This is a genomic window from Rhizobium sp. WYCCWR 11152 (assembly GCF_013087615.1).
Lineage (GTDB): Bacteria > Pseudomonadota > Alphaproteobacteria > Rhizobiales > Rhizobiaceae > Rhizobium > Rhizobium indicum.
The window spans coordinates 1-26,549 of record NZ_JABFCP010000013.1 but is presented as its reverse complement, the minus strand read 5'-3'; the positions used below and the strand labels follow the sequence as shown (position 1 = coordinate 26,549).

Annotated in this window: 40 protein-coding genes and 2 pseudogenes; 9 read left to right on the top strand and 33 right to left on the bottom strand. The window is 60.5% G+C overall.

What is annotated here, in order from left to right; all coding sequences use genetic code 11:
- Window positions 1-10: 10 nt before the first annotated feature.
- On the bottom strand, window positions 11-958 hold the full coding sequence (locus G9X67_RS26995) for an alpha/beta fold hydrolase (RefSeq protein WP_171600106.1): 948 nt from the start codon (window positions 956-958) through the stop codon (window positions 11-13).
- Window positions 959-1,154: 196 nt separating this feature from the next.
- Between G9X67_RS26995 and G9X67_RS26990 the strand changes: the two genes are divergently transcribed.
- The 5 genes and pseudogenes from G9X67_RS26990 to G9X67_RS26970 all read left to right on the top strand — a co-directional run bounded on the left by G9X67_RS26990 (window position 1,155) and on the right by G9X67_RS26970 (window position 3,269).
- The gene (locus tag G9X67_RS26990) at window positions 1,155-1,301 is read left to right on the top strand and encodes a hypothetical protein (RefSeq protein WP_171600105.1); all 147 of its coding nucleotides are present in this window, start codon (window positions 1,155-1,157) and stop codon (window positions 1,299-1,301) included.
- A gap of 9 nt (window positions 1,302-1,310) precedes the next feature.
- Window positions 1,311-2,230 (top strand): annotated as a pseudogene (dapA, locus tag G9X67_RS26985) (4-hydroxy-tetrahydrodipicolinate synthase).
- Between the two features lie 121 nt (window positions 2,231-2,351).
- The gene (locus G9X67_RS26980) at window positions 2,352-2,534 is read left to right on the top strand and encodes a hypothetical protein (protein WP_171600104.1); all 183 of its coding nucleotides are present in this window, start codon (window positions 2,352-2,354) and stop codon (window positions 2,532-2,534) included.
- Between the two features lie 27 nt (window positions 2,535-2,561).
- Window positions 2,562-2,825 carry a hypothetical protein gene (locus G9X67_RS26975; protein WP_138328185.1) on the top strand — a complete coding sequence of 88 codons (264 nt, stop codon included), beginning with the start codon at window positions 2,562-2,564 and terminating at the stop codon, window positions 2,823-2,825.
- Window positions 2,826-2,957: 132 nt separating this feature from the next.
- Window positions 2,958-3,269, top strand: coding sequence for a DUF1883 domain-containing protein (locus G9X67_RS26970; RefSeq protein ID WP_003547605.1), 312 nt, complete (start codon window positions 2,958-2,960; stop codon window positions 3,267-3,269).
- A gap of 13 nt (window positions 3,270-3,282) precedes the next feature.
- Here the strand turns inward: G9X67_RS26970 and G9X67_RS26965 are convergent, their stop codons facing one another.
- Window positions 3,283-4,599, bottom strand: coding sequence for a replication-associated recombination protein A (locus tag G9X67_RS26965; RefSeq protein WP_029872801.1), 1,317 nt, complete (start codon window positions 4,597-4,599; stop codon window positions 3,283-3,285).
- Window positions 4,596-5,999: a DegQ family serine endoprotease gene (locus G9X67_RS26960; RefSeq protein WP_171600103.1), complete on the bottom strand. Its 1,404-nt coding sequence runs from the start codon at window positions 5,997-5,999 to the stop codon at window positions 4,596-4,598. Before G9X67_RS26960 ends, G9X67_RS26965 begins: the two co-directional genes overlap by 4 nt.
- Window positions 6,000-6,256: 257 nt before the next feature.
- Here G9X67_RS26960 and G9X67_RS26955 point away from each other — a divergent pair, with 257 nt between their 5' ends.
- A complete protein-coding gene (locus G9X67_RS26955; RefSeq protein WP_171600102.1) occupies window positions 6,257-6,637 on the top strand; it encodes a DUF1232 domain-containing protein in 381 nt (126 codons plus the stop codon).
- Between the two features lie 23 nt (window positions 6,638-6,660).
- Window positions 6,661-7,014 (top strand): hypothetical protein, encoded by a 354-nt coding sequence (locus tag G9X67_RS26950; RefSeq protein ID WP_138328190.1) that lies wholly within the window; start codon window positions 6,661-6,663, stop codon window positions 7,012-7,014.
- 57 nt (window positions 7,015-7,071) lie between these two features.
- Here G9X67_RS26950 and ilvD read toward each other — a convergent pair whose 3' ends face one another.
- Complete coding sequence (gene ilvD / locus G9X67_RS26945; RefSeq protein ID WP_164045907.1) at window positions 7,072-8,910, bottom strand: dihydroxy-acid dehydratase; 1,839 nt, start codon at window positions 8,908-8,910, stop codon at window positions 7,072-7,074.
- A 335-nt stretch (window positions 8,911-9,245) separates the two neighbouring features.
- Between ilvD and msrP the strand changes: the two genes are divergently transcribed.
- Window positions 9,246-10,193 carry a protein-methionine-sulfoxide reductase catalytic subunit MsrP gene (gene msrP, locus G9X67_RS26940; RefSeq protein WP_171600101.1) on the top strand — a complete coding sequence of 316 codons (948 nt, stop codon included), beginning with the start codon at window positions 9,246-9,248 and terminating at the stop codon, window positions 10,191-10,193.
- Window positions 10,193-10,849: a protein-methionine-sulfoxide reductase heme-binding subunit MsrQ gene (gene msrQ, locus G9X67_RS26935; protein WP_171600100.1), complete on the top strand. Its 657-nt coding sequence runs from the start codon at window positions 10,193-10,195 to the stop codon at window positions 10,847-10,849. The genes msrP and msrQ overlap by 1 nt, the downstream gene beginning before the upstream one ends.
- Window positions 10,850-10,859: 10 nt before the next feature.
- Here the strand turns inward: msrQ and G9X67_RS26930 are convergent, their stop codons facing one another.
- The 29 genes and pseudogenes from G9X67_RS26930 to tuf form a co-directional block, all read right to left on the bottom strand.
- On the bottom strand, window positions 10,860-11,279 hold the full coding sequence (locus G9X67_RS26930) for a DUF2809 domain-containing protein (RefSeq protein ID WP_171600099.1): 420 nt from the start codon (window positions 11,277-11,279) through the stop codon (window positions 10,860-10,862).
- A gap of 83 nt (window positions 11,280-11,362) precedes the next feature.
- Window positions 11,363-11,785 carry a 50S ribosomal protein L17 gene (rplQ, locus tag G9X67_RS26925; protein WP_003547581.1) on the bottom strand — a complete coding sequence of 141 codons (423 nt, stop codon included), beginning with the start codon at window positions 11,783-11,785 and terminating at the stop codon, window positions 11,363-11,365.
- 123 nt (window positions 11,786-11,908) lie between these two features.
- Window positions 11,909-12,919 carry a DNA-directed RNA polymerase subunit alpha gene (locus G9X67_RS26920; RefSeq protein WP_003547579.1) on the bottom strand — a complete coding sequence of 337 codons (1,011 nt, stop codon included), beginning with the start codon at window positions 12,917-12,919 and terminating at the stop codon, window positions 11,909-11,911.
- 97 nt (window positions 12,920-13,016) lie between these two features.
- Complete coding sequence (gene rpsK, locus G9X67_RS26915) at window positions 13,017-13,406, bottom strand: 30S ribosomal protein S11 (RefSeq protein WP_003547577.1); 390 nt, start codon at window positions 13,404-13,406, stop codon at window positions 13,017-13,019.
- 133 nt (window positions 13,407-13,539) lie between these two features.
- On the bottom strand, window positions 13,540-13,908 hold the full coding sequence (gene rpsM, locus G9X67_RS26910) for a 30S ribosomal protein S13 (RefSeq protein WP_003573772.1): 369 nt from the start codon (window positions 13,906-13,908) through the stop codon (window positions 13,540-13,542).
- A gap of 222 nt (window positions 13,909-14,130) precedes the next feature.
- The gene (locus tag G9X67_RS26905) at window positions 14,131-14,781 is read right to left on the bottom strand and encodes an adenylate kinase (RefSeq protein WP_011651424.1); all 651 of its coding nucleotides are present in this window, start codon (window positions 14,779-14,781) and stop codon (window positions 14,131-14,133) included.
- Window positions 14,778-16,118: a preprotein translocase subunit SecY gene (secY, locus tag G9X67_RS26900; RefSeq protein ID WP_171600098.1), complete on the bottom strand. Its 1,341-nt coding sequence runs from the start codon at window positions 16,116-16,118 to the stop codon at window positions 14,778-14,780. Before secY ends, G9X67_RS26905 begins: the two co-directional genes overlap by 4 nt.
- A gap of 234 nt (window positions 16,119-16,352) precedes the next feature.
- Entirely contained in the window at window positions 16,353-16,829 is a 477-nt protein-coding gene (rplO, locus tag G9X67_RS26895) for a 50S ribosomal protein L15 (RefSeq protein ID WP_003547567.1), read from the bottom strand.
- A gap of 16 nt (window positions 16,830-16,845) precedes the next feature.
- Window positions 16,846-17,055: a 50S ribosomal protein L30 gene (gene rpmD / locus G9X67_RS26890; RefSeq protein ID WP_003547566.1), complete on the bottom strand. Its 210-nt coding sequence runs from the start codon at window positions 17,053-17,055 to the stop codon at window positions 16,846-16,848.
- A 14-nt stretch (window positions 17,056-17,069) separates the two neighbouring features.
- Complete coding sequence (gene rpsE / locus G9X67_RS26885) at window positions 17,070-17,639, bottom strand: 30S ribosomal protein S5 (RefSeq protein ID WP_017963908.1); 570 nt, start codon at window positions 17,637-17,639, stop codon at window positions 17,070-17,072.
- Window positions 17,640-17,770: 131 nt separating this feature from the next.
- The gene (gene rplR / locus G9X67_RS26880; protein ID WP_003547564.1) at window positions 17,771-18,133 is read right to left on the bottom strand and encodes a 50S ribosomal protein L18; all 363 of its coding nucleotides are present in this window, start codon (window positions 18,131-18,133) and stop codon (window positions 17,771-17,773) included.
- A 12-nt stretch (window positions 18,134-18,145) separates the two neighbouring features.
- The gene (gene rplF, locus G9X67_RS26875; protein WP_003547563.1) at window positions 18,146-18,679 is read right to left on the bottom strand and encodes a 50S ribosomal protein L6; all 534 of its coding nucleotides are present in this window, start codon (window positions 18,677-18,679) and stop codon (window positions 18,146-18,148) included.
- 42 nt (window positions 18,680-18,721) lie between these two features.
- Complete coding sequence (rpsH, locus tag G9X67_RS26870; RefSeq protein ID WP_003547562.1) at window positions 18,722-19,120, bottom strand: 30S ribosomal protein S8; 399 nt, start codon at window positions 19,118-19,120, stop codon at window positions 18,722-18,724.
- A gap of 12 nt (window positions 19,121-19,132) precedes the next feature.
- Window positions 19,133-19,438, bottom strand: coding sequence for a 30S ribosomal protein S14 (rpsN, locus tag G9X67_RS26865; RefSeq protein ID WP_003547561.1), 306 nt, complete (start codon window positions 19,436-19,438; stop codon window positions 19,133-19,135).
- Window positions 19,439-19,470: 32 nt separating this feature from the next.
- The gene (gene rplE, locus G9X67_RS26860; RefSeq protein WP_018067987.1) at window positions 19,471-20,028 is read right to left on the bottom strand and encodes a 50S ribosomal protein L5; all 558 of its coding nucleotides are present in this window, start codon (window positions 20,026-20,028) and stop codon (window positions 19,471-19,473) included.
- Window positions 20,021-20,329: a 50S ribosomal protein L24 gene (gene rplX / locus G9X67_RS26855; protein ID WP_003547559.1), complete on the bottom strand. Its 309-nt coding sequence runs from the start codon at window positions 20,327-20,329 to the stop codon at window positions 20,021-20,023. The genes rplE and rplX overlap by 8 nt, the downstream gene beginning before the upstream one ends.
- An 11-nt stretch (window positions 20,330-20,340) precedes the next feature.
- Window positions 20,341-20,709 carry a 50S ribosomal protein L14 gene (rplN, locus tag G9X67_RS26850; RefSeq protein WP_003573790.1) on the bottom strand — a complete coding sequence of 123 codons (369 nt, stop codon included), beginning with the start codon at window positions 20,707-20,709 and terminating at the stop codon, window positions 20,341-20,343.
- Between the two features lie 259 nt (window positions 20,710-20,968).
- Window positions 20,969-21,208: a 30S ribosomal protein S17 gene (gene rpsQ / locus G9X67_RS26845; RefSeq protein WP_003547557.1), complete on the bottom strand. Its 240-nt coding sequence runs from the start codon at window positions 21,206-21,208 to the stop codon at window positions 20,969-20,971.
- A gap of 12 nt (window positions 21,209-21,220) precedes the next feature.
- Window positions 21,221-21,421, bottom strand: coding sequence for a 50S ribosomal protein L29 (gene rpmC / locus G9X67_RS26840; RefSeq protein ID WP_003547556.1), 201 nt, complete (start codon window positions 21,419-21,421; stop codon window positions 21,221-21,223).
- A gap of 12 nt (window positions 21,422-21,433) precedes the next feature.
- On the bottom strand, window positions 21,434-21,847 hold the full coding sequence (gene rplP, locus G9X67_RS26835) for a 50S ribosomal protein L16 (RefSeq protein ID WP_003547555.1): 414 nt from the start codon (window positions 21,845-21,847) through the stop codon (window positions 21,434-21,436).
- 36 nt (window positions 21,848-21,883) lie between these two features.
- Window positions 21,884-22,615, bottom strand: a complete 732-nt coding sequence (gene rpsC / locus G9X67_RS26830) for a 30S ribosomal protein S3 (protein ID WP_003547554.1) — start codon at window positions 22,613-22,615, stop codon at window positions 21,884-21,886.
- Window positions 22,615-23,004 carry a 50S ribosomal protein L22 gene (gene rplV / locus G9X67_RS26825; RefSeq protein WP_003547553.1) on the bottom strand — a complete coding sequence of 130 codons (390 nt, stop codon included), beginning with the start codon at window positions 23,002-23,004 and terminating at the stop codon, window positions 22,615-22,617. The genes rpsC and rplV overlap by 1 nt, the downstream gene beginning before the upstream one ends.
- Window positions 23,005-23,006: 2 nt before the next feature.
- The gene (gene rpsS, locus G9X67_RS26820) at window positions 23,007-23,285 is read right to left on the bottom strand and encodes a 30S ribosomal protein S19 (RefSeq protein ID WP_003547552.1); all 279 of its coding nucleotides are present in this window, start codon (window positions 23,283-23,285) and stop codon (window positions 23,007-23,009) included.
- Window positions 23,286-23,300: 15 nt separating this feature from the next.
- Window positions 23,301-24,137, bottom strand: coding sequence for a 50S ribosomal protein L2 (rplB, locus tag G9X67_RS26815; RefSeq protein ID WP_003547551.1), 837 nt, complete (start codon window positions 24,135-24,137; stop codon window positions 23,301-23,303).
- A gap of 11 nt (window positions 24,138-24,148) precedes the next feature.
- Entirely contained in the window at window positions 24,149-24,442 is a 294-nt protein-coding gene (locus G9X67_RS26810) for a 50S ribosomal protein L23 (protein ID WP_003547550.1), read from the bottom strand.
- On the bottom strand, window positions 24,439-25,059 hold the full coding sequence (rplD, locus tag G9X67_RS26805; protein WP_003547549.1) for a 50S ribosomal protein L4: 621 nt from the start codon (window positions 25,057-25,059) through the stop codon (window positions 24,439-24,441). Before rplD ends, G9X67_RS26810 begins: the two co-directional genes overlap by 4 nt.
- Before the next feature lie 13 nt (window positions 25,060-25,072).
- Complete coding sequence (gene rplC, locus G9X67_RS26800) at window positions 25,073-25,714, bottom strand: 50S ribosomal protein L3 (RefSeq protein WP_003547548.1); 642 nt, start codon at window positions 25,712-25,714, stop codon at window positions 25,073-25,075.
- 39 nt (window positions 25,715-25,753) lie between these two features.
- Window positions 25,754-26,062 (bottom strand): 30S ribosomal protein S10, encoded by a 309-nt coding sequence (gene rpsJ / locus G9X67_RS26795; protein WP_003547547.1) that lies wholly within the window; start codon window positions 26,060-26,062, stop codon window positions 25,754-25,756.
- Window positions 26,063-26,216: 154 nt separating this feature from the next.
- A pseudogene (gene tuf, locus G9X67_RS26790) lies at window positions 26,217-26,549 on the bottom strand (elongation factor Tu); the annotation flags it as partial.

Sequence of the window (26,549 nt, the reverse complement as noted above, 5' to 3'; positions counted from 1 at the left end):
CCGTCTTCGCTTACTTTCCAACCTGCTCGGCCCAGTTCGGCGCCTTGCCGCCGCCATCGAGGAAGGTCATCGCCATATTCGCCATCAGGGGCGAAGCGAAGGTCTCGTAGTGGGTGAGATCGGGCAGGATCGCCAGCCGGTTCTTCGACATGTTTTCCCGCATCCATCCGGCATCGCGCAGACCGCCGCCGAGCTTGTGGTAGAAGTCGATCATATGCTCGGGCCGGATCATGTCGGCATCGCCATAGATCAGCATGACCGGCATGGTGAGCTGGGCGACGGCATCGCTATAGTCGATGGGTTCGCGCATCAGCGCGCCCATGGCGTCGAGCAGCTTCGGAAATTCCGAAACGTCAGGCGCCACCGCCTTGTAGGAGAGGAACATCGGCGTGTCCTTCATCATGTCGGCCATACCGGCGCCGACGGCCGCCTGCTGCGGCAGCATCTCCGGGAAGAAGCCGTTCTGCGCATAGGGTGCCGAGAGGATCACCAGCCGGCGCACCTGGTCTGGCGCGTTCGCCGCCATGTTCAACGCCACCCCGCCGCCGAAGGAATAGCCGAAGACATCGAGCTTGTCGTAACCGAGCTGCTTCATCAGGATTGCGAGATCGGCGCCGATGGCCGGAAGCTCGATCGGCCGCTTGCCGAGGGGCGTGCGGCCATGGCCCTGCAGATCGACGGCGATCACCTGCCGGTGGTCGGTGAAAACAGGCATGACCGGCGCGAACATCTCGATCTGCCCGAGGCCGCCGTGAAGGAGCAGCAGCGGCTCGCCCTCGCCGCGAATCTCGTAATAATAATCGATGCCGTTGACCGGCAGACTTCCCTTCCTGACAATCGGCGCTGCAGCCTTCTTCTCCTCGATAACAGGCGTGCTGCTGTCGGCGCCTGATATATCGGGCGCCGCCAGGAATGCGGCAGCCGTTGCGATCATCGAAATCAGCGTCATCTTCGACATGTCCTTGCTCCCATGTTTGCGTCGATACCGCAAGGACGGTGGCGCTCATGTCTTTCCGACACTATGCTTCGAAATTTCTCGCATTGGTCTTTATGTCATCCCTATATTTTCGCGCCTCGCTCCGAATGGATTTCCTATCGCAAGCGGCAGTAGCCTTTCGTCATCACTGCAAAGGTCAAATGCCATGCGAGATGTCATGTCTTCCGGTTTCCAGCCCCTTCGCCCGCACAGGATCACGCGCGGCAGCCGGCAGATGCGCGAGAAACGCGCCGCCCAGGCGCTGATTGTCTTCGGCGTGGTGCTCGCCTGCGTCGAGCTCTACGTCATTTTCGGCTGGCTCTGAGGCTGGCCCGTGGAAACGGCGGGAATGCCGCGCCTTGGCGGCGCGATCACCGCCCTCGTTACGCCGTTTCGTCATGACGGTCTCGACAGGCCTGCGCTTCGCGCACTTGCGGAATGGCAGATTCTCAGCGGCGTCGACGGGCTGACCGTCTGCTCGACGACGGGTGAAGGCTCGACGCTTTCGCCGCAGGAGCGCGCCGAAGTGATCGATCTCGTCATTCGGTCTGCGGCCGGCCGCGTGCCGGTCATCGCCGCCACCGGCACCAACTCCACCGACAGCACGATCGCGCTCACCCGTGAGGCGGAAGCGCTGGGCGCCGCTGCAGCACTCGTCACCGTGCCCTATTATTCCAAGCCCGGGCAGAAAGGCATCGTCCACCACTTCGAGCAGGTGGCGGCAGCCGGCGGACTGCCTGTCATCGTCAACCATGCGCCGGCGCAGACGGCGAGCGATCTTTCGACGGAAACGCTCGGCAGGCTGGCGGCCATACCAGGGATTTTTGGCATGCGCGACGCCACGGGCGATATCGCCCGCTTTACCGGGCTCTCGCCGTTCCTGCGGCAGCGCTTCCGCTTCTTTTCCGGGCATGATCCTTCCGCGCTCGCCTTCACCATCGCCGGCGGCGACGGCATGATCTCGTCGGGCGCCAATGTGGTGCCGCGGCTCTTAACCTCGATGCAGCAGGCGGCCCGGGCCGGGAACCTTTTGGCCGCGCATTCGCTGCAGGATCGGTTGCTGCCGCTGATATCAGCGCTCGGGCCGGAGGGCGATCCGGCGAGGATCAAGCACGCACCGCGGCTGATGCGCGGGCTGGAGGTGAGCTTCGCCTGCCGCTTGTCGCCGTCGAGCCGGAACTGTGTTCGGCCATCGGCGAAGCGCTTGCGCCTTTCCTTGACGAAAGCAGCGCGAGGAAGGCGCTATCCCTATGAGATTTTTATATTTTCCTCTTTGGCGCCAAATGGAAACCCTATCCGCAGGCGCCTATCTTCCAAGGCGTGACACCGCCGCATCGTCAAGCGGCGGTTGAGTGAGATTTCGAAAGGACAAACGATGTCACGCCTGACTGAACCGAGTGCCGAGAGCGACCCGCTGCAACGCAGTCCCATCAGAGCACTCGCCGCCAATCCCTCCCATCCGATGCTCTCCGGCTTTGCCGCCATTGCGCCCCGCCTTGCGGCAGCGATGGCTTTTGCCGGGCTGGTGCAGATGACCTTCAACCTCATCTCCCGCTGAAGCATCAGGACCCCAAGGATCATCACAATGGCAAACGCACAGCAACGCCGCAGCCTGCCTTCTGCAGCGCCCTCGCCTTCTGCCCGCTTCACCGTCGGCCGCGACAGAAGCGGCCGCTGGATCGTCCACGACCGCGAAGGCCTCGTCGGCGGGCTCTTCATCAATGAGGCGGCCGCCCTCCACTTCGCCGCAGGGGAATGCAACTGCCCCTCCGCCGATATCCATAGGGCGGCCGCAGGCATGGTGCTTGAATTCGCGCCCTTTGCGCGCGGCACTGCGAAAATCCACTAAAACTTGCCGTACTCCCGCTGTTTTCATGCAGCGGGAGTACGAAGACATAAGCTGAAGGCCCGGTTTCCAACTTTTCCTTAACCCACATTCTGGTAAAATCCTGGCGCAGAGACTTCAGACGCCACGAGACCGATGCCGAAACCGAATTTCCGCTTCACCCATTACGATCTCAAGGAACAACGCGCCGGAACGATCATCGAGGTGTCGTTGAATGCGGTGAACAATGTCCGCCTGATGACGGCCCCGAATTTCCAGCGGTTCACCGAGGTTCTCGACTTCAAATATATCGGCGGCGTGGCACGCAAATCGCCGATCAAGATCGCCGTTCCGGAAAGCGGTCACTGGCATGTCATCGTCGATATGGAAGGCCATCACGGGCTTGCGGAATCTTCCGTCAAGGTGATTGCCGCGCCGGCAAATCAGAAGACGCCGCGCGCCTCCTGAGGTTCGCCAGGTTTCAGCGCGGATTGCGCTCCTTGCGAAGTTTTGCCCACCATTCCAGCCGCTTGCGGATATCACGCTCGAAGCCGCGCTCCGGTGGATCGTAGAAGATCTGGCGTCCCATCTTCTCCGGGAAATAGTCCTGGCCGGAAAAGGCATCCGGCTCGTCGTGGTCGTAGCGGTAGCCGTCGCCGTAACCCTCGCCCTTCATCAGCTTGGTCGGCGCATTGAGGATATGCTTCGGCGGCAGCAACGAGCCGTTCTGCTTTGCCGCCTGGCTTGCCGCCTTGAAGGCGGTGTAGACGGCATTCGATTTCGGGGCGGTGGCGAGATAGACGCAGGCCTGCGCCAGCGCCAGTTCGCCTTCCGGCGAACCGAGATACTCATAGGCATCCTTGGCGGCATTGCAGATCACCAGCGCCTGCGGATCGGCAAGACCGATATCCTCCACCGCCATGCGCACCAGCCGCCGGCCGAGATAGAGAGGATCTTCACCGGCATCGAACATGCGGGCGAGATAATAGAGCGCGGCATCGGGATCCGAGCCGCGTACGGATTTATGCAGTGCCGAGATCAGATTGTAGTGGCCATCCTGCGCCTTGTCATAGACCGGGGCACGGCGCTGGACGATGCGCGTCAGGCCTTCGGTATCGAAGCTCTCGCCTTCGCGCGCCGCGCGCCAGACTTCTTCGGCGAGCGTCAGCACCGCGCGGCCATCGCCGTCGGCCATGCGCACCAAGCTGGCACGGGCATCCTCCGTCAGCGGCAGCGGCTTCTGCTCGATCGCCTCGGCACGCTTCAACAGTTCTTCGAGGCTCTCCTCGTCATGCGACTTGAAGGTGAGCACACGGGCCCGAGACAGCAGAGCGGCGTTGAGTTCGAAGGAAGGGTTCTCGGTGGTGGCGCCGACGAGGATGACGGTGCCATCCTCCATGACCGGCAGGAAACTGTCCTGCTGGGCGCGGTTGAAACGATGGATCTCATCGACGAAGAGCAGCGTCTGACGGCCGTCCATACGCCGCAGGCGGGCTGTCTCGAACACCTTCTTCAGATCGGCGACGCCGGAAAAGATCGCCGATATCTGCTCGAAGGCCAGTCCCGCCTCGCCCGAGAGCAGCCGTGCCACCGTCGTCTTGCCGGTGCCGGGCGGCCCCCAGAAGATCATCGAGCCAAGCGAGCCGCTTTCGATCATCCTTTTCAGCACGCCATCCTCACCGGTCAGGTGTTCCTGACCGGTGACATCGGCAAGCGTCTTCGGCCGCAGCCGGTCGGCAAGCGGCCGCCTGGCGGCGACCTCCTCCGGAACGCGCGGCGCGAAGAGATCGTTGCTCATCGGAAGAATTGCCGGATGCGCTGGCCGTCGCGCTCGATCTCGACCCGCCAGAAGCCGGGGTCGCTATCGGCGATCTCGGACAGTTCGCTGGTCGACTTCACATCGGTGCCGTTGATCGAGACGATGATATCCTTCGGTTCGAAACCGAGACGGGCGGCAGGCGAATCCTCCTTCACCTCGGAGACGACGACGCCCGCCGATTCCGGCGGCATGCGCAGCTCGTCAGCGACCCGCGGCGACAGGTTCTCGACGACGGCACCGCTAAACGGCGTGCGTCCGCCAATGATGCGCTGGTCGCGCGGCGAGGTTTCCGGGGCGCGGGCGAGCGTCAGCGGCAGTTGCTCCTCGCGGCCGTTCTCGATGACGGTGAGCTTGACCGAATTGCCGAGACCGGCCGTGGTCAGCCGGTAGAGCAGCGCATCCGGGTGCTCGACGGAAATTCCATCGACGGCGGTGACGATTTCGCCGGCCTTCAGCCCAGCCTTGGCCGCCGGCCCACCTTCCGAAACCTTGACGACGAGCGCGCCGCGGGCCTTGTTAAGCCCCAGCGCCTCGGCCACTTCCGAGGTCACAGCATCGAAGCTCGCGCCGACATAGGGCCGTTCGAAGGATTTGACACCGGCATCGGCCGACGCGAGGAAGACCTTGACCAGATTGGCGGGGATAGCGAAGCCAATGCCGTTCGAGCCGCCGCCGCGCGAGAAGATCGCCGTGTTGATGCCGATCAGCTCGCCCTTCATGTTCATCAAGGCGCCGCCGGAATTACCGGGATTGATCGAGGCATCGGTCTGGATGAAAAAGCCGAACTCGTTCTTGATCACCTGGTTGCGAGCAAGCGCCGAGACGATACCGCTGGTCACTGTCTGGCCGACACCGAAGGGATTGCCGATCGCCAGCACGAGATCACCGACCTCGACCGTATCGGAATTGCCGATCGGCAATGTCGGAAAGCTTTCCTTGGTGTCGATCTTCAGCACGGCAAGATCGACACGGTCGTCGCGCAGCACCACCTTGCAGGGGAATTCGCGGCCGTCCGAGAGCGCCACCTTTATATCGTCGGCGCCCTCGATGACGTGATTGTTGGTCACGACAGTGCCGTTCGCCTCAACGATGACGCCGGAGCCGAGCGAAGACTGCTTCTCCGAACGGTTTGGCATCTGCTGGCCGAAAAATTGCTCGAAGAAAGGGTCGCCGGCAAAGGGCGACTGCCGCTGGACGGTCTTTTCCGCATAAACGTTGACGACGGCGCCTGACGTCTGTTTGACGAGCGGCGCGAAGGAGAGCTGCATCTGCATCTGGCTCTCGGGTACGGTCTTTGCCGTCTGCGCATGGGCAGCAAGCGGCAGAACGAGCATGAGAGCGAATAGCGAGACGGAGGCGCGCTTGAACAGGCCTTGCATGGGTATCCCTTTTGAATCCTCTTGAGGAACGTTTTAGAGCATGATGCCGAAAAGTGTGAGCGGTTTTCGGACGACATCATGCTCTAACTATTTAATTGCGAACAGGATTCAGATTTTAGGCCGAACCGGCCTAAAATCATCCTGTTCTACGGCCCGACGCTAGAAAGGAAAGAGGGCGGAAGCATGGAAGAACAAGGCGAGAGGGCGTCTTGGAAACCGGTTGAAGTCATTGTGAATTTGATTCAGGAAGATTGGCCATGCAACTGATATCAAAAGCCAAAAACTGGGCGAAGTCACTGAAGCGTGACATCGTGGCCCTCTGGCTTGCCGCCCGCGATCGCCGCGTACCGTGGCCTGCCAAAGCGGTGGCCGGCGCCGTTGCGGCATACGCACTATCGCCCATCGATCTCATCCCCGATTTCATCCCCATCCTCGGCTATCTCGACGATCTTCTCATCGTGCCGCTCGGTATCATGCTGGCGATCCGGCTTGTGCCAGTGGAGGTGATGAACGAGCTTCGTACGGAGGCGACAGGGCGCATCGAGCGTCCCTCCAGCCGGGTCGGACTGATCTTCATCCTTGCCGTCTGGCTCATCTGCATCATCTTCCTGGCTCTGGCACTGCGGAAGCTAGCCTGACCGGCAGCGATAGGAACATATGAATGATCACGACAAGAACGACGACAGCGGCCCTCGGCTTTGCGATCCTGCTCATTGGATCGAACCTGGCACAGGCAGCAAGCTTCGATTGCGATGCGAAAGAATTGAAACCGGATGAAAAAGCGATCTGCGACAACCGAGCACTCAACGATGCCGACGTGAAGATGGTGACGACTTTCGATTTGCTCTCGGGCCTTCTGGCGATGGGTTCGCGCGGAACATTGCAGGACGAACAGACAGCCTGGCTGAAAAAGCGGCAGGAATGCGGAGCGGATGCGGCGTGTATCAAGGCTGCCTATGACGAGCGGCTGAAGCAGTTCGGCGAGACCTATAAAAACATCAACCGGCCGCTTTGAAAGCGACCGGTCGGTAGAGCAGCTGACTCCTAATCAGCGGGTCGGAGGTGCGATGACCTACCGCGCGTTCAGATCCCGCACGGCGCCTCGATCGGCGCTCGTTGCGAAGGCCGCGTAGGCCTTCAGCGCGGTCGTGACGTTGCGCTTGCGGACTTCTGTGGGATACCAGCCCTTGGCGTCCTGTTCGGCGCGGCGGGCGGCAAGTTCGGTCTCGCTGACACGCAGGCTGATGGTGCGGTTGGGGATGTCGATGTCGATCATGTCGCCTTCGCGCACCAGGCCGATCGTGCCGCCATTTGCCGCTTCCGGCGAGGCATGGCCGATCGAGAGGCCGGAGGTGCCGCCGGAGAAGCGGCCGTCGGTGATCAGCGCGCAGGCCTTGCCGAGGCCCTTCGACTTCAGATAGCTCGTCGGATACAGCATTTCCTGCATGCCCGGGCCGCCCTTCGGGCCTTCGTAGCGGATGACGACGACGTCGCCGGCCTTGACCTCGTTGGCAAGGATCGCCTTGACCGACGCATCCTGACTTTCGAAGACGCGGGCGGGGCCGGAGAATTTCAGGATCGATTCATCGACGCCGGCGGTCTTGACGATGCAGCCGTCGATCGCAAGGTTGCCCTTGAGCACGGCAAGGCCGCCATCCTTGGAGAAGGGATGCTCGACCGAGCGGATGACGCCGTTCTCACGATCGGTGTCGAGATCGTCCCAACGGGCTTCCTGGCTGAAGGCGACCTGGGTCGGGATGCCACCGGGAGCGGCACGATAAAAGTTGCGAACGGTTTCGCTGTTGGTGCGGGTGATATCCCAGCGATCGATCGCATCGCCCAGCGTCTCGGCATGGACCGTCGGGCAATCGCGGTTCAAGAGACCGCCCTTGTCGAGTTCGCCGAGGATCGACATGATGCCGCCGGCGCGATGGACGTCTTCCATATGCACATCGCTCTTGGCGGGTGCGACCTTCGACAGGCACGGCACCCGGCGCGACAGCGCGTCGATATCGGCCATGGTGAAATCGATCTCGCCTTCATGGGCGGCGGCAAGAATGTGCAGGACCGTATTGGTGGAACCGCCCATGGCGATGTCGAGCGTCATAGCATTCTCGAAGGCCTGCTTGGAGGCAATGGTGCGCGGCAGCGCCTTGACGTCATCCTGCTCGTAATAACGGCGGGCGAGATCGACGATCAGATGGCCGGCCTCGACGAAGAGGCGCTTGCGGTCGAGATGGGTGGCAAGCGTCGAGCCGTTGCCGGGCAGCGACAGGCCGAGGGCTTCCGTCAGGCAGTTCATCGAATTGGCAGTGAACATGCCGGAGCAGGAACCACAGGTCGGACAGGCCGAGCGTTCGATGGTCTGGACGTCCTCGTCGCTGATCTTGTCATCGGCTGCGGCAACCATGGCGTCGACGAGGTCGAGTGCATGCGTCTTGCCGTGCATCACGACCTTGCCGGCCTCCATCGGACCGCCCGAGACGAAGACCGTCGGGATATTGAGGCGCAGCGACGCCATCAGCATTCCGGGAGTGATCTTGTCGCAGTTGGAGATGCAGACCATGGCGTCGGCGCAATGGGCATTGACCATGTATTCGACGCTGTCGGCAATGAGTTCCCGCGAGGGCAGCGAATAGAGCATGCCGTCATGACCCATGGCGATGCCGTCATCGACGGCGATCGTGTTGAATTCCTTTGCAACACCGCCGGCCGCCTCGATCTCGCGGGCAACGAGCTGGCCAAGGTCCTTCAGGTGCACATGGCCGGGCACGAACTGGGTGAAGGAATTCACCACCGCGATGATCGGCTTGCCGAAATCCGAATCCTTCATGCCCGTGGCGCGCCAAAGGCCGCGGGCGCCCGCCATGTTGCGGCCATGGGTCGTGGTTCTGGAACGGTAAACTGGCATCGGTGTCTTCCTCAACGTGTCGGAATTATCAGGCGAAGCCGGGCGGCATGGAGGCTGCGGGTCGGGCAAACGCTGCTTTTTGGAATTGTCCTAATCCAATCGACGGGGGCTGTCACTACCGGGAAGCCCAAATCCGGTACGCCGGGCGGAAGCGCCATGAGACCCATCGATCATATACGTTTCGACGCGACGTTTTGTTACAGCCTATTCCATCACGACCGAACACAAAAAATTGGCTTCCCGTCAGCAATATTCAAGGCTTAGACACTAATCTAGACATGCCGGCGGTTCGTTTAAGGGCTATATTTCAGGATATCCGCCGAGGAGGTTTCGACATGCCAACCTATCGCCCACCGAAGATCGCGTCATCGGAGATCACGCCGCGCCAGATCTATGTGCGCCGTCGTGAATTTCTCGGCGCGGCAGCGCTTGGCGCCATGGGGCTCTACAGCGCCGGCAAGGCGAGCGCTGCGGCCCTCTCCGCCGTTGAGAGTAAATACAAGGTCGATGAGAAGGCGACGCCGATCAAGGACGTCACGACCTACAATAATTTCTATGAGTTCGGCCTCGACAAGGGCGATCCCGCAGCTCTTTCCGGCGATTTCAAGCCGCTGCCCTGGACGATCAAGGTCGACGGCATGGTCAACAAGCCAGGCACCTTCGACCTCGAGGCGCTGATGAAGGAATTCCCGATCGAGGAGCGCACCTACCGGATGCGCTGCGTCGAGGCGTGGTCGATGGTCATCCCGTGGGACGGCTTTCCGCTGGCATCGCTGCTCGACAAAGTCGAGCCACTCGGCAGCGCCAAGTACGTCGCCTTCGAAACCGTCGTGCGGCCGGAGGAGATGCCGGGTCAGAAGGGCTTCTTCCAGTCGCTTGACTGGCCCTATGTCGAGGGTCTGCGCCTCGACGAGGCGCGCCATCCGCTGACGCTGCTGGCCGTCGGGCTCTATGGCGAAACGCTGCCGAACCAGAACGGCGCGCCGATCCGCCTCGTCGTGCCGTGGAAATACGGTTTCAAGGGTATCAAGTCGATCGTCAGGATCACACTCACCGACCAGCAACCGAAGAATACCTGGCAGGTCACCAATCCGCAGGAATACGGCTTCTATGCCAACGTCAATCCAGCGGTCGACCATCCGCGCTGGAGCCAGGCGACCGAACGGCGCATCGGCGAAAGCGGCTTCTTCGGCGCGAGCCGCCATCCCACCCTGCCCTTCAACGGTTATGCCGACGAGGTGGCAAGCCTTTATGCCGGCATGGATCTGAAGGCGAATTTCTGATGGCGGAACTGTCGCTCGCCATCCCGAAGCGCTGGCTGCCCGCCTCCGTCTGGCTGCTTTATGTCGTCGGGCTCGTGCCCGCAGCCTGGACTTTCTATCTCGGCGCGACCGATCAGCTCGGCGCCGATCCGGTCAAGACCTTCGAACTTTTCCTCGGCATATGGACGATCCGTTTCCTGATCGCAACACTTGCCGTTTCCCCTGCCCGTGAGCTCTTCGGCTGGAACTATCTGCGCTATCGGCGCGCGCTTGGCCTGCTGACCTTTTATTACGCGCTGATGCATTTCACCGTTTACATGGTGCTCGACCAGGCGATGGATATTGCCGCCGTCATCAACGACGTGCTGAAGCGCCCCTTCATCATGTTCGGCATGGCAGCCCTTGCAATGCTCATTCCGCTGGCGCTGACATCCAACAATCTCTCGATCCGCCGCCTCGGCAAGAACTGGATCTGGCTGCATCGGCTCGTCTATATCATCGCCGCCTGCGGGGCGCTGCACTTCGCGCTCTCGACCAAGATCCTCGACCTCGAGCAATATATCTATGTCGGGCTGATCATCGCGCTCATCCTCTACCGCTCCTACCGGCCGATCGCACGCAACAGGCAGAGGGGCAAAGGGCGGACGCGCAATCGCGCGGTGGCGTCGGCCTCGTGAGACGGCAGGTTTAGCGACAAGGACGCAGCGCAGTCCAGAGTGCCGGATCGAAGGCGCAGGCCGCGGCTATGCCGATTCCATAAGCCAGCATGTTCCAAAGCGAAAAGATCCGGCCAAGCAGCAGGGCGCCTGCCGTGGTCAGCCGAAACGCGTCGAGCCAGGGCGTGTGATAGAGCCGGAACAATTCCACTGAAATCGCTATGAGTAGCGCTGGGACAGCAATTGCTGCTGGCCGTGACCTTGCGGCAACGAGCGCCACGAGCAGATAGACCATCGCTCCCCAGAGTGCCGATCCACCATATTTGACGACGATGAAAGGCAGATCGGCCGCATAGCCAAACCTGCGGAGTGCCAGCCCGAGAACGATGACGAGAAACAGGGCGGCGAGACGAAGGAACTGCGGAGAGCGAGCTTGAATGATTTTGCGCAATGGACCGGTCCCGTCACTATATCACAAACAAAAACAGCCGGGCTTTGCAGCCCGGCTGTTTTGTTTCCGCCGGAGCGGAAGATTTAAGCGGCGACGGCCTGCTCTTCTGCAGCGACGCGGGCCTTGTCGGCTGCGCCCTTGGCATAGGCATCGCGATCCACGAATTCGATCACAGCCATGGCGGCATTGTCGCCCTGGCGGAAGCCGGCCTTCATGATGCGCAGGTAGCCGCCGTTGCGGGTGGCGTAACGCGTTGCGATCGTGTCGAACAGCTTCGCGACGACAGCGGCATCGCGAATCTGTGAGATCGCCTGACGGCGAGCGTGCAGGTCGCCGCGCTTACCGAGCGTGACGAGCTTCTCGACGATCGGACGGATTTCCTTGGCCTTCGGCAGGGTCGTGACGATCTGCTCGTGGGTAATCAGCGAAGCCGCCATGTTGGCGAACATCGCCTTGCGGTGGCTTGCAGTTCTATTCAGCTTGCGGCCGGCTTTACCATGGCGCATTGCTATTCTCCTTTAATGCAGGTGCCCTTACGCTAAGTGGGCCTGCCGTTTCCTGGCACATGCAGGCGATCGGCCTGCTGTTTGACGGGGAAAGGCAGCCGAAAGAGCCTGCCTTTTGTTTTTTCAGTATTGATCTTCGTAACGCTTGGCGAGATCTTCGATGTTCTCGGGCGGCCATGCCGGCACTTCCATGCCGAGGTGCAGGCCCATGGAAGCGAGAACTTCCTTGATTTCGTTCAGCGACTTGCGACCAAAATTCGGTGTGCGGAGCATTTCTGCTTCGGTCTTCTGAATGAGGTCGCCGATGTAGACGATGTTGTCGTTCTTCAGGCAGTTTGCCGAACGGACCGACAGTTCGAGTTCGTCCACCTTCTTGAGGAGAGCCGGGTTGAAAGCGAGTTCGGTGACTGCTTCCTCTTCGGTTTCCTTCTGCGGCTCGTCGAAGTTGACGAAGACGCCAAGCTGATCCTGGAGAATGCGCGCCGCAAAAGCGACGGCGTCTTCGCCGGTGATCGAGCCATCGGTTTCGATGGTCATGTTCAGCTTGTCGTAGTCGAGAACCTGTCCTTCGCGGGTATTTTCAACCTTGTAGGACACCTTCTTGACCGGCGAATAGAGGCTGTCGACCGGGATGAGACCGATCGGAGCATCTTCCGCACGATTGCGTTCGGCCGGAACATAGCCCTTGCCGTTGTTGACGGTGAATTCCATGCGGATCTCGGCACCCTCGTCGAGCGTGCAGATGACATGCTCGGGGTTGAGGATTTCGATATCGCCGACCGTCTGAATGTCGCCAGCCGTGACAACGCCAGGGCCCTGCTTCCGCACGACCATGCGTTTCGCATCGTCGCCATCCATCTTGATGGCGATTTCCTTGATGTTGAGCACGATGTCCGTCACGTCTTCGCGGACGCCCGGAATCGAGGAGAATTCATGCAGCACGCCATCGATCTGCACCGCCGTGACGGCAGCACCGCGCAGCGAGGAGAGCAGAACGCGGCGAAGCGCGTTGCCGAGAGTGAGGCCGAAGCCGCGCTCCAGCGGTTCGGCAACAAGCGTCGCCCTGGTGCGCGAGCTCGAAGAGAACTCCACCTTGTTCGGCTTGATCAGTTCCTGCCAGTTCTTCTGAATCATGAGTTTGCCTTCCGTTCGTTGCCACCATCCAATCGTGGCAACCGAGCTTGAAAACCACCGGGAGCGCGAAGGCGCTCACCGGTGACGAGAGCGATGATCAGACGCGGCGCTTCTTGCGCGGACGGCAGCCATTGTGCGGGATCGGGGTCACGTCGCGGATGGACGTGATCATGAAACCTGCAGCCTGGAGCGCGCGCAGAGCCGATTCACGACCCGAACCCGGACCGCAAACTTCGACTTCCAGCGACTTCATGCCGTGCTCCTGGGCCTTCTTGGCGCAGTCTTCGGCAGCGATCTGGGCAGCAAACGGGGTCGACTTGCGCGAGCCCTTGAAGCCCTTGGCGCCAGCCGACGACCAGGCGATCGCATTGCCCTGCGCATCGGTGATGGTGATCATCGTGTTGTTGAAGGTCGAGTTGACGTGAGCGACACCCGACGAGATGTTCTTGCGCTCGCGACGGCGAACGCGGACGGCTTCCTTAGCCATGGTATTCCTTTCGTTGATCTCTTCACCGCCGTAATGCCAGCGGCTACACCGGAACGGCGCCTATATGGTCCCGCTCCAAACTCAAAAGAGGCCGGCGCAGACCGCCAGCCTCCCCACCCCGGTTTCCCGGAAATTACTTCTTCTTGCCAGCGATTGCCTTTGCCGGGCCCTTGCGGGTGCGGGCATTGGTATGCGTGCGCTGACCGCGGACCGGAAGGCCGCGGCGATGACGCAGGCCGCGATAGCAGCCGAGGTCCATCAGGCGCTTGATGTTCATCGCAGTATCGCGACGAAGATCGCCTTCGACCTGATAGTCGCGGTCGATGGCTTCGCGGATCTGAAGGACTTCTGCGTCCGTCAGCTGATGCACACGACGTTCAGCCGGGATACCGACCTTCTCGACGATTTCCTGTGCGAATTTCGGACCGATCCCGTGAATGTAGGTCAGCGCAATAACAACGCGCTTCGCAGTCGGGATGTTGACGCCAGCGATACGTGCCACGCCTGTTCTCCTTGCATTCCAGTTGCCATCCGGCAAGTGGGCTTCGTTATGCGGCTCTTGAGAACCGCCCGTTCAGATTTACGTCCGTAACATGTCAAAACGACCGCACCCGGACTTCCCTGGGAAATCCGCGCCGATCGCATGGAATGTCGCGAGTTGGCGCGGTGTTTAGCGGAATCACTGCTGAAAAGCAACCGTTCCGCCAAGTTTATTTTCAAAGCCTTAAAGCTTGGAAAGAATGCTTTCGACCTCGGCGGTCACCTGATCAATCTCTGCCATGCCGTCCACGGACTTGAGTTTGCCCTTGGCATGGTAATAGCCGATCAGCGGTGAGGTCTCCTTGTAGTAAACCTGCAGCCGAGCCGTCATGGTCTCCGGAGTGTCATCAGGACGGCGCTTGAAGTGGGTGGAACCGCACTTGTCGCACACACCCTCGGCAGCCGGAACCTTATCGGTATCGTGATAGACGCTGCCGCACTGTGCACAGGAGTAGCGACCGGCAACGCGACGAACCAGCTCGTCGTCATTGACACGGAATTCGATGACGACCGAAAGGTCGAGACCCTTCGCCTTCAGCATCGCCTCGGTGGCGTCCGCCTGGACGAGCGTCCTGGGGAAGCCGTCGAGGATGAAGCCGTTGGCGCAATCGGGTTGATCGATACGCTCGGAAACGATGGCGATAACGATCTCATCCGAGACGAGCTTGCCGGCGTCCATGACCGCCTTAGCGCGCTTGCCGACATCGGTGCCGGCGTTAACCGCTGCACGCAGCATGTCCCCCGTGGAAAGCTGCGGAATGCCGTGCTTTTCCACGATCCGCTGGGCCTGGGTTCCCTTACCCGCGCCCGGCGGCCCCAAAAGGATAAGTCTCATCGCCCCCTCTTTCCTCCACGCAACTTCGATTTCTTGATCAGGCCTTCGTATTGCTGCGCGATCAGGTGACCCTGGATCTGTGCAACCGTATCAAGAGTTACGCTAACCACGATCAAAAGCGAAGTCCCACCAAGGGCTAATGGAATGCCGGTTTGCGACACCAATATCTCCGGAAGGATGCAGACGAAGACGAGATAGAGCGCGCCGATCACCGTGATTCGGGTCAGCACGTAGTCGATATATTCGGCGGTGCGGTCGCCCGGACGGATGCCGGGAATGAAGCCACCATGCTTCTTCAGATTGTCAGCCGTGTCCTTCGGATTGAAGACGATGGCCGTATAGAAAAAGGCGAAGAACGCGATCAGCGCCGCATAGAGCACCATATAGAGTGGCTGGCCATGACCGAGGGCCGCGACGATCGATGTCGCCCAGGAGGGCATTGCCGTGGTGCTGGCAAAGCCCGCAATCGTTGCCGGTAGAAGCAGCAGCGACGATGCGAAGATTGCCGGAATGACACCTGATGTGTTGAGTTTCAACGGCAGGTGGGACGTATCGCCCTGGAACATCCGGTTGCCGACCTGGCGCTTCGGATACTGGATCAGCAGCCGGCGCTGGGCGCGCTCGACAAAGACGATGATGGCAATGACGGCGATCGCGACGATGATCACGAGCAGAATCAGCGGGGTCGACAGCGCGCCGGTGCGGCCGAGTTCGAGCGTTCCAGCAAGGGCTGTGGGAAGGCCGGCGGCGATGCCGGCGAAGATGATCAGCGAGATGCCGTTGCCGATGCCGCGGGAGGTGATCTGCTCGCCGAGCCACATCAGGAACATCGTGCCGCCGAGCAGCGTCAGAACGGTGGAGACGCGGAAGAACCAGCCCGGATCGACGACCAAGCCCTGGCCGCTCTCAAGGCCGGCGGCAATGCCATAGGCCTGCAGCGCGCCGAGGATAACGGTACCGTAGCGGGTATATTGATTGATGATCTTACGGCCCTGCTCGCCTTCCTTCTTGAGGTTTTCGAGCGCCGGCACGACCGAGGTCATCAGCTGCACGATGATCGAGGCAGAGATATAGGGCATGATGCCGAGCGCGAAGATTGCCATGCGCTCAACGGCGCCGCCCGAAAACATGTTGAAAAGGCCGAGAATGCCGCCTGCCTGGCCGCGGAAAGCCTGGGCATAGGCTTCGGGATTGAGACCCGGAAGCGGAATATGCGTAGCGAGTCGGTAGACGAGGAGAGCTGCCAGTGTGAACCACAAGCGCTTCTTCAAATCCTCGGCTTTGGCGAAGGTCGAAAAATTGAGGTTGGATGCCAATTGTTCCGCTGCAGAAGCCATGCGTTTCTCCGCGCTACCAATTCCGGCGTCTCTGGGGGACAGGCCGGACCCGGAATCAGTATGAAATTATTCAAAACCGGGCTCAGGACGGATTGCAACGCAACCCCATGCCTCACCCTTGTTTTCGAGTCTTACCGGCATGACGCGGGCGCGCCAGCCAAGTTTTTGTGAGGCCCACATATGGGAGCAAAATCGCCCGGTGTGAAGCACCCCGGGCGATATATCATCAGTTTATTATTCGGCTGCAGCCGGAGCCGAAAGCAGCGTCACGGTGCCGCCGGCCTTTTCGATCTTCTCGACGGCAGGCTTGGAGGCGCCTGCAACGACGATGGTGATCTTGGCCTTGATCTCGCCGTCGGCGAGAACGCGAACGCCGTCCTTGACGCGGCGGATGACACCGGCTGCCTTGAGGGCAGCCGCGTCAACGGTCGTCTTGGCATCGAGCTTGCCGGCGTCGATCGCCGTCTGGATACGGGCCAGCGACACGACAACAAAATCGGAAGCGAAAATGTTGTTGAAGCCGCGCTTCGGCAGGCGACGATAGATCGGCATCTGGCCGCCTTCGAAGCCGTTGATGGCAACGCCCGAACGGGACTTCTGACCCTTTACGCCGCGACCACCTGTTTTGCCCGAGCCCGAGCCGATACCGCGGCCGAGGCGCTTGCGGCTGTGGGTCGAGCCTTCGTTGTCCTTGATTTCATTGAGTTTCATGAGCGTTTCCTCCGTCTCACTTCTCGTCGACGACGCGAACGAGATGCTGGACAGCACGGATCATGCCACGAACCGAAGGAGTATCCTCCAGCGTGCGGCGACGGTGCATCTTGTTCAGTCCGAGACCGATCAGCGTGCGCTGCTGGACATCCGGACGGCGAATCGGGCTGCCGATCTGTTCGATCGTGACAGTCTTCGCTTCAGCCTTCTTGGTAGCCTTGGCCATCTGTCAAACTCCTCTTATTCTTCAGAGGCGTTGCCGGAGGCGCCACGACGAGCCTGCAGCGTTGCATACTTGATGCCGCGCTGAGCTGCGATGTCCTTCGGGTGAACCTGGTGCTTCAGAGCGTCGAAGGTGGCGCGAACCATGTTGTAGGGGTTCGACGAACCGGTCGACTTGGCGACGACGTCGTGCATGCCGAGCGTCTCGAATACGGCGCGCATCGGGCCGCCGGCGATGATGCCGGTACCAACCTTGGCCGAGCGCAGCAGAACCTTGCCGGCGCCGTGGCGGCCGTGAACGTCGTGATGCAGCGTACGGCCGTCACGCAGCGGTACGAAGATCAGTTCGCGCTTGGCGGCTTCGGTTGCCTTGCGGATGGCTTCCGGCACTTCACGTGCCTTGCCATGGCCGAAGCCAACGCGGCCCTTCTGGTCGCCGACGACGACGAGTGCTGCGAAACCGAAACGACGGCCGCCCTTGACGACCTTGGCGACGCGGTTGATCGCGACAAGCTTGTCGACGAATTCGCTATCGCGCTCTTCACGGCTCTGGCGGTCGTCCCGCTGCGGCCTTCTTTCCTGTGCCATTGTCCTCTTCCTTTTTCTTTTCCGGGTGCAATCGGCAAACAAATGTGGACCGCATCAGCCTCCCCTTTCGGAGAGTGCCTGCGGTCCGGCGAAAATCCGGCCGGCGCTTGAGGCGTCCGGCCGGAAACTGATCAGAAGGTGAGACCGCCTTCGCGGGCCGCTTCGGCGAGAGCCTTGATGCGGCCGTGATAGATGAAGGCGCCACGGTCGAACACGACTTCCGTAACACCGGCCTTGGAGGCGCGCTCTGCGAGGAGCTTGCCCACAACGGTAGCGGCGGCGGTATCGGCACCGGTCTTCAGAGAACCGCGCAGATCCTTCTCGAGGGTGGAGGCAGACGCAAGCGTCTTGCCGGCCACGTCATCGATGACCTGGGCGTAGATGTTCTTCGAGGAGCGATGAACCGACAGGCGCGGACGGCCGTTGGCCACCGACTTGAGATGACGGCGCACGCGGTTGGCACGACGTGCAAGTGCTTCTTTCCTGCTAGCCATTTCGCGTGATCCTTACTTCTTCTTGCCTTCTTTGCGGACGATCCGCTCGTCAGCGTACTTGACGCCCTTGCCCTTGTAGGGCTCGGGACCGCGATATTCGCGGATTTCGGCGGCAACCTGACCGACCTGCTGCTTGTTGATGCCGCTGACGACGATTTCCGTCGGCTTCGGAACAACGATCGAGATACCGACCGGCGGCTCGTAGATCACGTCATGGCTGAAACCGAGGGCCAGCTGCAGGTTCTTGCCCTGCATGGCGGCGCGGTAACCGACGCCGTTGATTTCAAGCTTGCGCTCGAAACCGTCCTTGACGCCCTTGAAGATGCCTTCGATCATCGTGCGGGACATGCCCCACTTTGAGCGCGCATCCTTGGTCTGGTTCACCGGCGTCACGACGACGGCGTTATTTTCAAGCTTGAGGCTGATTTCGTCGTTAGCAACGAAAAACAGCTCGCCCTTCGGGCCCTTTGCAGTCACCTTCTGGCCATCGACCGTAGCCGTGATCCCAGCAGGCACCTGAACGGGCTTTTTACCGATACGAGACATGTTTCAATCCTGTCTGTTCGCTATGGAGATCCATGCCCGATCTTAGAAGACCGAGCAAAGAACCTCGCCACCAACGTTCTGTTCGCGAGCCTGGTGATCGGCCATCACACCCTTCGGAGTCGAAAGGATGGTGATGCCGAGACCGTTCGCGACCTGCGGAATGGACTTGACCGAGACATAAACCCGGCGGCCCGGCTTGGACACACGGCCGATCTCACGGATCACCGATGCGCCTTCATAATATTTCAGCTCGATGCTGAGTTCCGACTTGCCATTGCCGAAATCGACAACGGAATAGCCACGGATGTAGCCTTCGGACTGCAGAACATCGAGAACACGTGCACGGAGCTTCGAAGCAGGCGTCGAGACCGACGACTTGCGGCGGGAAGCGCCGTTACGGATGCGAGTGAGCATATCGCCCAACGGATCAGTCATTGTCATGTAACCTGCTCCTTACCAGCTCGACTTGACGATACCCGGCACCTTGCCGAGATTGCCGAGTTCACGCAGCGCAATACGCGACATGCGCAGTTTGCGGTAATATGCGCGCGGACGCCCCGAAACTTCGCAGCGGTTGCGAATACGGGTCTTCGATCCATCACGCGGCAGGGATGCCAGCTTGATCGAGGCCTTGAACCGCTCTTCGATCGGAAGAGCCTGGTTCATGATGATCGCCTTCAACCCAGCCCGCTTAGCGGCCTGGTTAGCGACCGTAGTACGGCGGCGCTTGTTCTTTTCAACTGCGCTTGTCTTCGCCATGTCAGGTTCCTTTTCTACGCTCGTCGTTACGGTTATTGACGGAACGGGAAGCTGAACTCTTTCAGAAGAGCCCGTGCTTCGTCGTCGGTCGTCGCCGTCGTGCAAACGATGATGTCCATGCCCCACATCTGATCAACCTTGTCGTAGTTGATCTCAGGGAACACAATGTGCTCCTTGATGCCCATGGCGAAGTTGCCACGGCCGTCAAAGCTTTTCGGGTTCAGGCCGCGGAAGTCGCGAACGCGCGGGAGCGCGATGTTCACGAGACGGTCCATGAACTCGTACATGCGGGCGCCGCGCAGGGTGACCTTCGCGCCGATCGGCATCTGTTCGCGGACCTTGAAGCCTGCGATAGAGTTACGTGCGCGGGTGATGACCGGCTTCTGGCCGGCGATCGCTGCGAGGTCGGCGGCAGCTACCGTCGGCTTCTTCGAGTCAGCGGTCGCTTCGCCGACACCCATGTTGATCACGATCTTGTCGAGCTTCGGGATCATCATCTCGTTGGCGTAGGAGAACTGCTCCTGCATCGCCTTGCGGATGCGCTCGACATATTCCTTCTTGAGCCGCGGCTCATATTTTGCCTCAGCCATCGATCACTTCTCCAGAACGCTTGGCCACACGGACCTTCTTGCCGTCAACAACCTTGAAACCGACGCGGGTCGGCTTGCCGTCCTTGTCGATGATTGCAACGTTGGACAGGTGAACCGGGGCTTCCTTGTTGATGATGCCGGCTTCCTGGGTCTGCGTCTGGCGCTGGTGGCGCTTGACGACGTTGACGCCACGAACAACGGCACGATCTTCCTTCGGCATGACCTGGACAACTTCGCCGGTACGGCCCTTGTCCTTGCCAGCGAGCATGACGACCTTGTCGCCCTTACGAATCTTCTGCATCGCTTCGCTCCTTACAGTACTTCGGGAGCCAGCGAGATGATCTTCATGTGGTTCTTGGCGCGAAGTTCGCGCGGAACCGGTCCGAAGATACGGGTGCCGATCGGCTCTTTCTTGTTGTCGATGAGGACTGCTGCGTTGGTGTCGAAGCGGATGACGGAGCCATCCGGACGACGGATGTCCTTAGCGGTGCGAACGACAACCGCCTTCATCACGTCACCCTTCTTCACACGGCCGCGCGGGATCGCTTCCTTGATCGAAACGACGATGACGTCGCCGATCGAGGCATACTTGCGCTTCGAGCCGCCCAGCACCTTGATGCACATGACACGACGTGCGCCGGAATTATCCGCGACGTCGAGGTTTGTTTGCATCTGAATCATATCAGGTCGCCTTCTTGGTTTACCGGAATGGTTGGGCTAGCCCCCTACTCCGGCTTATGAAAATTTTCGCCGGCCGAGCTGCCATGACGGCAGCACAGACGCGGCAATAGCTGAATAGCGCGGGATCGATCGTGCCAGGGTGGTTTCCCGAACGGGACCTTCCGTGCGCTCAAAGCAAAAGAACGCCCGGCATTCGAGCGTTCTGACGCTGCTTCATACAGATATTTCGGCGAGACGCAAGGCCTCGCGCAAAATTCTGTTACTTGCCCTGGGCGGAAATCACCGTCCAGCGCTTGTCCTTAGAGATCGGCGCGCATTCCTCGATGGATACGGTATCGCCAATCTTGTACTGATTGTTCTCGTCGTGGGCCTTGTACTTCTTGGAACGACGAACGGTCTTCTGGAGCAGCGGGTGAGCGAAACGACGCTCGACACGAACCACTACCGTCTTCTCGTTCTTGTCGCCAACGACGACGCCCTGCAGGATGCGCTTCGGCATATTTTTCTTCCTTTAGGCCTTAACTTCTGCCGCCTTCTGGCGGGCAATGGTTTTCACGCGGGCGATGTCCTTGCGGACTTCGTTGATGCGCGAGGACTTTTCGAGCTGGCCGGTCGCCTTCTGGAAGCGCAGGTTGAACTGCTCCTTCTTCAGCTTGGCAAGCTCGTCCTTGAGTTGGTCGGCGGTGAAACCGCGAACGTCTGAGGCTTTCATGAGCTCAATCCCTTACTCTGCAATGCGCTGAACGAAGCGCGTCTTGACCGAGAGCTTGGCAGAGCCGAGGCGAAGCGCCTCACGGGCGATTTCTTCGCTGACACCGTCGATCTCGAACATCATACGGCCAGGCTTGACCTTGCATGCCCAGTATTCAACGGAGCCCTTACCCTTACCCATACGGACTTCGGTCGGCTTTTTGGTTACCGGAACGTCCGGGAACACGCGGATCCATACACGGCCGGCGCGCTTCATATAACGCGTGATCGCGCGGCGGGCCGCTTCGATCTCGCGCGCGTTGACGCGGTTGGGTTCCTGTGCCTTCAGGCCGAATTCGCCGAATGCCAGGTCAGAACCGCCCTTGGCGACGCCCTTGATGCGGCCCTTGAACTGCTTGCGGTACTTGGTACGCTTTGGCTGCAACATTTTCTTATTCTCCGAACTTCTCTGCCACGCGCGCTATCAAGCGTTGTCGCGGCGACGGTCTCTGTCGCGGTCACGATCACGGCTTGCCGGACCCTGGGCGTCACCTTCCATCGCGCGGCGCTCGGAAGCCATCGGATCATGCTCAAGGATTTCGCCCTTGAAGATCCAGACCTTGATGCCGCAGATGCCGAACGCGGTTTCTGCTTCAGCCGTGCCGTAGTCGATGTCGGCGCGCAGCGTGTGCAACGGCACACGACCTTCGCGGTACCATTCCGTACGGGCGATTTCAGCGCCACCGAGACGGCCGGCGCAGGTGATCTTGATGCCTTCGGCGCCAAGACGCATCGCGGACTGAACGGCGCGCTTCATGGCGCGACGGAAAGCCACGCGACGCTCGAGCTGCTGGGCGATCGACTGAGCGACCAGCGTCGCATCGACTTCGGGCTTGCGCACTTCGACGATGTTGAGGTGCGTTTCCGAATTGGTCATCTCCGACAGCTTCTTGCGAAGCTTGTCGATGTCAGCGCCCTTGCGGCCGATGATCAGGCCCGGACGTGCCGAGTGGATCGTGACGCGGCACTTCTTGTGCGGACGCTCGATGACCACCTTGGAGATCCCGGCCTGCTTCAGTTCGCTCATGACGAACTTACGCATCTTCAGGTCTTCGTGCAGCAGCTGACCGTACTCGGCATTGTCCGCAAACCAGCGGCTATCCCAGGTACGGTTAATGCCGAGACGGAAACCGATTGGATTGATTTTCTGACCCATTATGCGGCCTCCTCTGCTGCCTGCACTTCACGAACGACGATCGTCAGGTGCGCGAAGGGCTTTTCGATGCGCGACGCGCGACCGCGGCCACGAGCGTGGAAACGCTTCATGACGATCGACTTGCCGACATAGGCCTCGGCGACAACCAGCGAGTCGACGTCGAGATCGTGGTTGTTCTCGGCATTGGCGATCGCAGATTCGAGCGTCTTCTTGACGGCGCCTGCGATGCGCTTGCGGGAGAACTCCAGCTCAGCGAGTGCGCGCTCGACCTTCTTGCCGCGGATAGCCGCAGCAACCAGGTTGAGCTTCTGGGGGCTGACGCGGAGCGTGCGGGCGACTGCTTGCGCCTCGTTGTCCTTCAGCCGGCGTTCGGCTTTTGCCTTGCCCATTGTTACTTCCTCTTCGCCTTCTTGTCCGCGCCGTGACCGTAGTAGGTGCGGGTCGGAGAGAATTCACCGAATTTGTGGCCGACCATGTCTTCATTGACGCTGACCGGGATATGCTTGCTGCCGTTGTAGACGCCGAAGGTGAGACCGACGAACTGCGGCAGGATCGTGGAGCGACGGCTCCAGATCTTGATCACTTCACTACGACCGCCTTCACGAACCTTCTCAGCCTTCTTGAGAAGATAGCCGTCAACGAACGGACCTTTCCATACTGAACGAGCCATTGGAGACTTCCTCTCTTATTTCTTACGCTGATGACGCGAGCGCATGATCATCTTGTCGGTCGACTTGTTCGACCGGGTGCGCTTGCCCTTGGTCGGCTTGCCCCACGGTGTCACCGGATGGCGACCACCGGAGGTGCGGCCTTCACCACCGCCGTGCGGATGGTCGACCGGGTTCATGACGACACCGCGGTTATGCGGACGCTTGCCGCGCCAAACGGTACGACCGGCCTTGCCGTCGTTGATGTTGGCGTGATCAGGGTTGGAGACCGCGCCGATCGAAGCAAGGCAGGAGCCATGAACGAGACGCTGTTCACCGGAGTTCAAGCGAAGGATCGCCATGCCCTGGTCGCGGCCGACGAGCTGTGCGTAGCCACCGGCGGAGCGAGCGATCTGACCACCCTTGCCCGGCTTCATTTCCACATTGTGGATGATGGAGCCGACCGGGATGAACTGCAGCGGCATGGTGTTGCCGGGCTTGACGTCGACAGCCTTCTCGGAAGCGATGACCTTGTCACCGGCAGCGAGACGCTGAGGAGCGAGAATATAAGCCTTCTCGCCGTCAGCATAGTTCACCAGCGCGATGAAAGCCGTGCGGTTCGGATCGTATTCGATACGCTCGACCGTGCCTTCGACGTCGAACTTGCGACGCTTGAAGTCGATCAGACGATAGGTGCGCTTGTGACCGCCGCCGATGAAGCGGGCGGTGATGCGGCCGAGGTTGTTACGACCGCCGCTCTTGGTCAGACCTTCCGTCAGCGCCTTGACCGGCTTGCCCTTGTAGAGGGCCGAACGGTCGACGATGACCAGCTGGCGCTGGCTCGGGGTGATCGGATTGAAAGTTTTCAATGCCATTTTCTTATACCTCAGAGACCGGTGGAGACGTCGATCGTCTGGCCTTCAGCCAGCGTCACAACAGCCTTCTTCACGTCCTTCTGCTTGCCGACGAAACCGCGGAACCGCTTGGTCTTGCCTTTGCGCAGCAGAGTGTTGACAGCCGTGACCTTGACGCCGAACAGCGCCTCGACCGCAGCCTTGATTTCCGGCTTCGTCGCCTGCTTGGCGACATTGAAAACAACCTGGTTGTTTTCGGATACCAGCGTGGACTTTTCGGTGATCGCCGGAGAGACGATCACATCGTAGTGGCGAAGATCGGTCACTTGAATCGCTCCTCTAGCGCTTCAACCGCAGCCTTGGAAAGCACGAGCTTGCCGCGGCGCACGATGTCGTAAACGTTGATGCCCTGGATCGGCAGAACATCGATGTTCGGGATGTTCTGAGCTGCGAGCTTGAAGTTGCCGTCAAGCTCTGCGCCGCCGATGAAGAGGGCGTTGGTCAGGCCGAGCGTCTCGAAAACAGACGCGAGCGACTTGGTCTTGGCTTCAGCGGCAACCAGGTTGTCGATGACGATGACGTCATCGGCCTTGATCTTGGCCGAAAGGGCGTGGCGAAGGCCGAGTGCACGAACCTTCTTCGGAAGATCGTGCTCGTGGCTGCGGACGACCGGGCCGTGAGCCTTACCGCCGCCGCGGAACTGCGGAGCGCGAGCCGAATGGTGGCGGGCGCGGCCCGTACCCTTCTGCTTGTACATCTTGGCGCCGGTGCGCGAAACTTCCGCGCGGCCCTTAGCCTTGTGCGTGCCCTGCTGCTTCTTGGCAAGCTGCCAGCGAATGACGCGGGCGAGAATGTCTTCACGGGGCTCGAGGCCGAAAATCGCGTCCGAAAGGGAAACCTTCCCGGCGTCTTTTCCCTCGAGGGTCTTGACGTTGAATTCCATTGATCTGGCTCCCTTACTTCGCGGCCGACTTGACGGCGTCGCGCACGATGATCCAAGCACCCTTGGAACCAGGAACAGCACCCTTGATCAGGATCAGACCACGATCTTCGTCGGTCGAAACCACTTCCAGGTTCTGCGTCGTGACGCGCGTCTGGCCCATGTGACCAGCCATCTTCTTGTTCTTGAAAACCTTGCCCGGATCCTGGCGCGAGCCGGTCGAACCGTGCGAACGGTGAGACACCGACACACCGTGCGTGGCACGCAGACCGCCGAAACCGTGGCGCTTCATGGCGCCGGCAAAACCCTTACCGATCGTGGTGCCCGTCACGTCGACGAGCTGACCGGCTGCAAAGTGACCCGCCTTGATCTCAGTGCCGACCTCAAGCAGCTGATCTTCCGACACGCGGAATTCCGTCAGCTTGGCCTTCGGCTCGACATTGGCAATGGCAAAGTTGCCGCGCATCGCCTTCGACGTGTTCTTCACCTTCGCCTGGCCGGCACCGAGCTGAACTGCGGTATAGCCATTCTTTTCGACAGTGCGCGTGGCTACGACCTGGCAGCCTTCCATACGCAGTACCGTTACCGGGACATGCTCGCCGGCGTCGTTATAGACGCGGGTCATTCCCACCTTCTGTGCAATCACACCTGAACGCATCGGTTCAATCCTTCTCACTCAGCCCGAAGACCCGAGGTCTCAGAGCTTGATCTCAACATCGACACCGGCGGCGAGATCGAGCTTCATCAGCGCGTCTACCGTCTGCGGGGTCGGGTCAACGATATCGAGAAGGCGCTTATGCGTGCGCATCTCGAACTGTTCGCGGCTCTTCTTGTCGATGTGCGGGGACCGGTTGACCGTAAACTTCTCGATGCGGGTCGGAAGCGGAACGGGGCCCCGGACGCTTGCACCGGTGCGCTTAGCCGTCGATACGATCTCGCGCGTGGAGGCATCGAGAATCCGGTGATCGAACGCCTTCAGGCGGATGCGGATATTCTGGCCGTTCATTCGACTTTATCCTTGTGTCTGTTATCCGCGTGTCACCACTTAGGGACACGGCTTACCTTCAGTTACGTTAGCGGGCCACCGGTTTCAAAGATCGAGAGGGACACCGAGATCGGCGTCCCTATCCTTTCCTTGGGCCAGGTGGCCCAGCCGCTAATTACTCGACGATCGACGCGACGATACCGGCGCCGACGGTGCGGCCGCCTTCGCGGATGGCGAAGCGCAGCTTTTCTTCCATCGCGATCGGAACGATCAGCTCGACCGATACCGTGACGTTGTCGCCCGGCATGACCATCTCGGTGCCCTCAGGCAGCGTTACGATGCCGGTCACGTCGGTCGTGCGGAAGTAGAACTGCGGACGGTAGTTGGTGAAGAACGGCGTATGACGGCCACCCTCTTCCTTCGTCAGGATGTAGGCTTCTGCCATGAACTTCTTGTGCGGCTTGACCGAACCCGGCTTGCACAGAATCTGGCCACGCTCAACGCCGTC